The 5,137-nt window shown below is 65.4% G+C and carries 4 protein-coding genes; all 4 read right to left on the minus strand.

Features of this window, described 5'->3' with window-relative positions; genetic code table 11:
• Window positions 1-215: 215 nt before the first annotated feature.
• The 4 genes from NKH02_RS33960 to NKH02_RS33975 all read right to left on the minus strand — a co-directional run bounded on the left by NKH02_RS33960 (window position 216) and on the right by NKH02_RS33975 (window position 4,818).
• Entirely contained in the window at window positions 216-1,163 is a 948-nt protein-coding gene (locus tag NKH02_RS33960; protein WP_352873528.1) for an alpha/beta hydrolase, read from the minus strand.
• A gap of 11 nt (window positions 1,164-1,174) precedes the next feature.
• On the minus strand, window positions 1,175-1,855 hold the full coding sequence (locus NKH02_RS33965) for an isochorismatase family protein (RefSeq protein WP_352884190.1): 681 nt from the start codon (window positions 1,853-1,855) through the stop codon (window positions 1,175-1,177).
• Window positions 1,856-2,222: 367 nt separating this feature from the next.
• On the minus strand, window positions 2,223-3,527 hold the full coding sequence (locus NKH02_RS33970; protein WP_352884192.1) for a M24 family metallopeptidase: 1,305 nt from the start codon (window positions 3,525-3,527) through the stop codon (window positions 2,223-2,225).
• Window positions 3,528-3,846: 319 nt separating this feature from the next.
• On the minus strand, window positions 3,847-4,818 hold the full coding sequence (locus NKH02_RS33975) for a GlxA family transcriptional regulator (RefSeq protein WP_352884193.1): 972 nt from the start codon (window positions 4,816-4,818) through the stop codon (window positions 3,847-3,849).
• Between the last annotated feature and the right edge of the window lie 319 nt (window positions 4,819-5,137).

The following is a 5,137-nucleotide window of genomic DNA, read 5'->3' on the forward strand; positions in this document are numbered from 1 at the left end:
CCAAGAGACCGATCCTCCCTCAATCAGATGGCCTTCATATATGAATAAATTTCCCCGGACAGCCCTGCGCAAGGGGGGAGATTGGCAGTTCATGCGTTCCGCCAGCTTAGAGACGTTGAAGATTAGCGAAGGTCGAGGCGACATCCGATCTCCCCCCTTGCGGGGGAGATGTCCGGCAGGACAGAGGGGGGTGCTGTCCCGCCGACCTCTCAAGGTCAATACGGCCACTCTCCCCGGCCCAGCGCAGCAACCGCTGCAACAATCAGCCCAAACGCTTCCGCCGCGGCCGGCACCGTAGTCCGGGCGCGCAGGAAGCTGTGCACCAGGCGCTTCTCCTCGTGCCACCACGCCTTGCCGCCGGCGGCCACAATACGGTCGCGGTAGGTCTCGCCGTCCGACGACAGCGGGTCGCACTCGGCGGTGACGATCACCGTCGGCGGCAGGCCGGAGAAATCGGTGTCGCGCAAAGGCTGGAAGGTCGGATCGTCCAGTGATTGCCGCTTGGCGGAGCGGACGTCGCGGTAGAAGGCGACGCCGTGCAGTGACAGCAGCGGCGCATCGGCGTGCTCGACATAGGAGCCGGTGCTCTCGTCGCCGCCGAGTTCGGGATAGATCAGCACCTGGCCGATCGCGGCGCGGGCGTGCCGGCGCGTCGCCTGCGCGACCGCTGCCGCGAGATTGCCGCCGGCGCTTTCGCCGCACAGCACAAGCGGCAGATCGGTGGCGGCCGCCACCCATTCGAAGGCGGTGACGGCATCGTCGAAGGCGGCGGGGTGCACATGCTCCGGCGCCAGCCGGTAGTCGACCGACAGCACGTCAAAACCGGTGCCGGCGCAGATCTCGGCGCAGATGTCGTCATGGCTTTCGAGCCCGCCGAGGATGAAGCCGCCGCCGTGGAGATAGACCACCAGCGCCTTCGCGGCCGTGCCGGCAAGCTGGTAGCGGCGGATCGGGATGTCGCGGCCGGCGGCGGCGATCAGGCTGTCGCTGGCCGTGACGCCGGGCGGTCGGCCCTGGTGGAAGGCGCGGCTCATCCGGTCATAGACCGCGCGCTGCTTGTCGATCGGCAGGCCGATGATATCGGGCGGATACCAGGCGTTGACCGCGTCGATATAGGCCCAGAGATCTGGGTCGAGCCGAAGTTCGTATTTGCCGCGAGTCATGCGTTCGGCAGTCATAGGTCGGCGTAAAGTTGGGCCGCGTTGTCGAAGGTGAAGCGCAGCGGCACCGAGCCTTCGACCTGCCAGGCGATGACGGTCTCGCCGGCCAGCAGCCGGCAGGCGCCGTCGGTGTCGGTGACGGCACCGCCATAGAGCCGGTTGGCGAGGTTGAGGATGCCGGTCTGGTGCATGGCCGCACTGCCGCTGCCGCAGGCATCCTTGACCAGCAGCACGCGAAAGCCCTTGGCCACCGCATCCTTCACCGACGCGTCGATGCAGGCCTCGGTCCAGACGCCTGATACGACAAGCCATTCGATGCCGGAGGACTTGATGTCGCGCGCCGCCGGCCCGGTGCGGAAGGCGCTGGCCTCGGCCTTGATCAGCAGGGCCTCGCCCTTGATCGGTGCCACCTCATGGCAGATCTCGGTCAGCGGATCGCTCTTGTCGGAGAAGGCCGACTTGCCGTCCTCACCGACCGGATGGAACGGCCGGTCCTGGCTGTCGAGATCGACGATGTAGGCCCAGTGGTAGAGCGGCACATTGTTTTGCCGCGCCGCCGCCTGCAGGCGCTGGACGTTGGCGAGGATGTTGCTGAAGCCCTCGACCAGGTAGCGGCTGTCCTGCCGGTGCTCTTCCTGCAGGTCGATGAAGATCGCGGCCACCGTGCCGCGCTTGATGGAGATGGGGGTTTTCATGGTTTCCCGTCATCGTCGGACGGCCTCGCTTCGTCAAAAGCCAACGCCGTTCCTTTATCGAGCTGTCGCAAACCGTGGTGATTGGCCGAAGCGCCCCCGACTTCGTCATCCACGGGCGGAGCGGGAGCGAAGCGGACGCGAAGACCCCTGGAGCTGCTTCGCAGCCCAAGGGATCCATGCCGTGAGGTTGGCCGAAGAGTGCAACGGAGCAGATTCCGCACTGTCGCGATGCGTCGGAGTCGCGGCATGGATCCTAGGGTCTGCGCCACGTCGCTACGCTCCTTGCTCCGCCCTAGGATGACGAAGTGATGGGAGGCTGCGCCAGCCGGGAAGGTTCGCGATACTTCGCTGAGATAAGCAGCCGCTCTCAAACCTGCTTCTCCAGAAACTCGTCCTCATAGGGAAAGCGCGACAGGAGTTCGGTGCCGGTGTCGGTGATCAGGATCTCATCCTCCAGCTTGACGCCCTCGCGGCCGCCCTTTTCGCCGATGTAGCTTTCGACGCTCACCACCATGCCTGGCACGATATGGCCGTCGCGGCCATAGGTTTCGTAGTCCATGGCATGCGCGATGAACGGCGTCTCGCCATGCATGCCGACGCCGTGCATGACCGAGGTGTAGCGCTGGTCGACGAAACGATCCGGGATCTTCCAGGCCTTCTCGGCGATCTCTCGGAAGGCCATGCCGGGTTTGACGATCGAAATGTTGTGCTGAACCTGGTCGTGCGCCATGCGGTAAAGCGACTTCTGGTAGGGGGTCGGCTTGCCCGGCCCGCAGCGGAAGGTGCGCGAGAAATCGGAATAATAGCCGTAGCAGCCGATCGTGTCGGTATCGAGCGCCAGCAACTCGCCAGGCCGGATCTTGCGGCCGCTGGCCTCGTTGAACCACGGATTGGTGCGCTGGCCTGAGGTCAGCAGCCGGGTCTCGATGAACTCGCCGCCCTGGCGGATCACCTCGCCATACATGATGGCGAACAGGTCGTTTTCGGAGACGCCGGGCTTGATCGCCTCGCGCACGGCGTAGACGGCGGCCTCGGCGCCGGCCATCGACACCTGCAGGCACTTCACTTCCTCCGGCGTCTTGACGGCGCGCACCGCCAGTATCTCGCCCTGGCAGTCACGGACGTCGCAGCCGCGCTTTTCCAAGGCCAGCGCCTGCAGATGGCTGCAGCGGTCGAGACCGAGCTTCATCGAGCCGCCACCGTGTTTCTTCAGGAGCTCAGCAATCTCGTCGGCGAAGGGCCCGACGGTCTCGTCGTCGCGGCCGGAAACCGACGACCAGACGAGCTTGGACGGCCGCGCCTCGTCGATCGTGTCGAGCACCATGGAGACATGGTAGCTCTGCGGGTATTCGAACAGCACGATCGGCCCTTCGGTCGGGATAAAGAAATAGCGGGTCGAGTTGCGCAGGAAATAGCCGAACATGTTGCGCGAGCCGGTGGCGTAGCGCTGGTTGTAGGGGTCGAACAGCACCACGCCGCCATAACCGGCCTCGCGCATCCAGCCGCGCAGTTTGGCCAGCCGGCCTTTGCGCAAGGCGTCGGCGTCGATGAAGGACGGCTCGGTGTCCGACAGCCACATGCCGCCGGCCGGATCGGCCGCCGCCGGGTGGCGCATGCGGTCCTTGAAGTCCACGTCCTCGGTGCTGTCTGGATCGAATACGACGATGCTCATGGGGTACGGCCTTGGCTGGGTTGCGAGGTCGGAGCATGGCGCAAGAGGGGCGGATGGATTGTGCGGAAAACCGCAGGTGTTGTGCGGGATGCCGCTGGGACCCATTGCGGAACGCTGGAGGGACACCCCCCTCTGGCCTGCCGGCCATCTCCCCCGCAAGGAGGGAGATTGGCAGCTTCGATCGCAGGCGCTCATCCTGCAACCCTGGAGATTGGCGAAGGTCGAGGTGACATCCGATCTCCCCCCTTGCGGGGGAGATGTCCGGTAGGACAGAGGGGGTGCTGTCCCGCCAACATCTCATCGCGTCAGCGAGCGCAAACTAATGCCTCCTCGCCAGCTTCGGCGGATGGCCATGCTCCTCGCGAAACGCCCGGGCAAAGCTCGACATCGAGGCGAAACCGCAGGCCAGCGCCACGTCGCGCACGGCGAGCGTCGAATGCGCCAGCAGATCGGCGGCGCGCTTCAGCCTGAGGCGCCGGTAGTAGCCATTGGGCGAGATGGCGAGTTCGGAGCGAAAGGAGCGCTCGAGCTTGTCGGAGGAGACGCCGAGCTTCGCGGTCAGCTCGGCCATGCCGAGCCGCTCCTCGACCGCGTCCTCCATGATGGCGACGGCCGACAGCACCAGTTCGTTCTGGACGCCGGTGCGCAGCCGCAAGGGCATCATCTTGCGGTCGATGCTGGAGCGCAGCTGGCTGTGCACGAACCATTCGGCGACGCCGGCGGCAAGCTCGGCGCCATAGTCGCGGGTGATGATCTCCAGCATCATGTCGAGGCTGCCGACGCCGCCGGCGGAGGTGAAGCGCTTGCGGTCGATGACATAGAGGTCGCGCCGAAGTTCGATGTTGGGGAAGGCCTCGGTGAAGGCGGCCTGGCTGGTCCAGTGCAAGGTGCAGGCATGGCCGTCGAGCAGGCCGGCGCGGGCGAGGAAGAAAGCCGCATCCGCCACCGCGCCGATATGGGCGCCATTGCGCAGGCTCTTGCGGATCCAGCTTGCCGCATCCTCGGCGACGAGGTGGTCGGCATCGCCGCCCGAGCAGACGACGATGCGGTCGACCTTCGGCGCATCCTCGGCATAGAAGCCCGGCTGGATGACGACGCCGTTCGAAGCCTCGACCGGGCCTTGGGTGGCCCCGACGATGATCCAGCGATAGCATTCCCGCTTCGCCAAGACATTGGCGGCGCGCAGCGGCTCGATGACCGAGCTGAACGCCATCATCGGAAATCCGGGGAAGACCAGGATGGCGAAGGTGACGGGCGTTTCGGTGGGTCTTGATGGTTCGCGTGTGGCCATGGGGCGCTACAATTCGGGCAGATGGGGTTCGGGGTCAATTGGGGATGGTTGCTGATGCATGAACTGCGTTTTGCTTTGACCGCCGCGGCGGCGAAGAGGTCGGTCAGATGTCGGCGGGACAGCACCCCCCTCTGTCCTGCCGGACATCTCCCCCGCAAGGAGGGAGATTGGCAGCTTCGACGTCGCCGCTCGTCTTGCAACGTTCGAGATTGGCGAAAGCGGAAGTGACATCCGATCTCCCCCCTTGCGGGCAGGGCTGTCCGGGGAAAGTTTTGAGTGAATCGAAATGCCGCATGTGCATGCCCCGTAAAACGGGGTT

Origin of the sequence: Mesorhizobium sp. M1396 (genome assembly GCF_040317725.1) — a bacterium.
Lineage (GTDB): Bacteria > Pseudomonadota > Alphaproteobacteria > Rhizobiales > Rhizobiaceae > Mesorhizobium.

Excerpts from the sequence above, each read along its gene's own strand:
- NKH02_RS33960 (WP_352873528.1), bottom strand. The coding sequence starts at position 1,163 with ATGACTCGCGGCAAATACGAACTTCGGCTCGACCCAGATCTCTGGGCC.
- NKH02_RS33965 (WP_352884190.1), bottom strand. The coding sequence starts at position 1,855 with ATGAAAACCCCCATCTCCATCAAGCGCGGCACGGTGGCCGCGATCTTC.
- NKH02_RS33970 (WP_352884192.1), bottom strand. The coding sequence starts at position 3,527 with ATGAGCATCGTCGTATTCGATCCAGACAGCACCGAGGACGTGGACTTC.
- NKH02_RS33975 (WP_352884193.1), bottom strand. The coding sequence starts at position 4,818 with ATGGCCACACGCGAACCATCAAGACCCACCGAAACGCCCGTCACCTTC.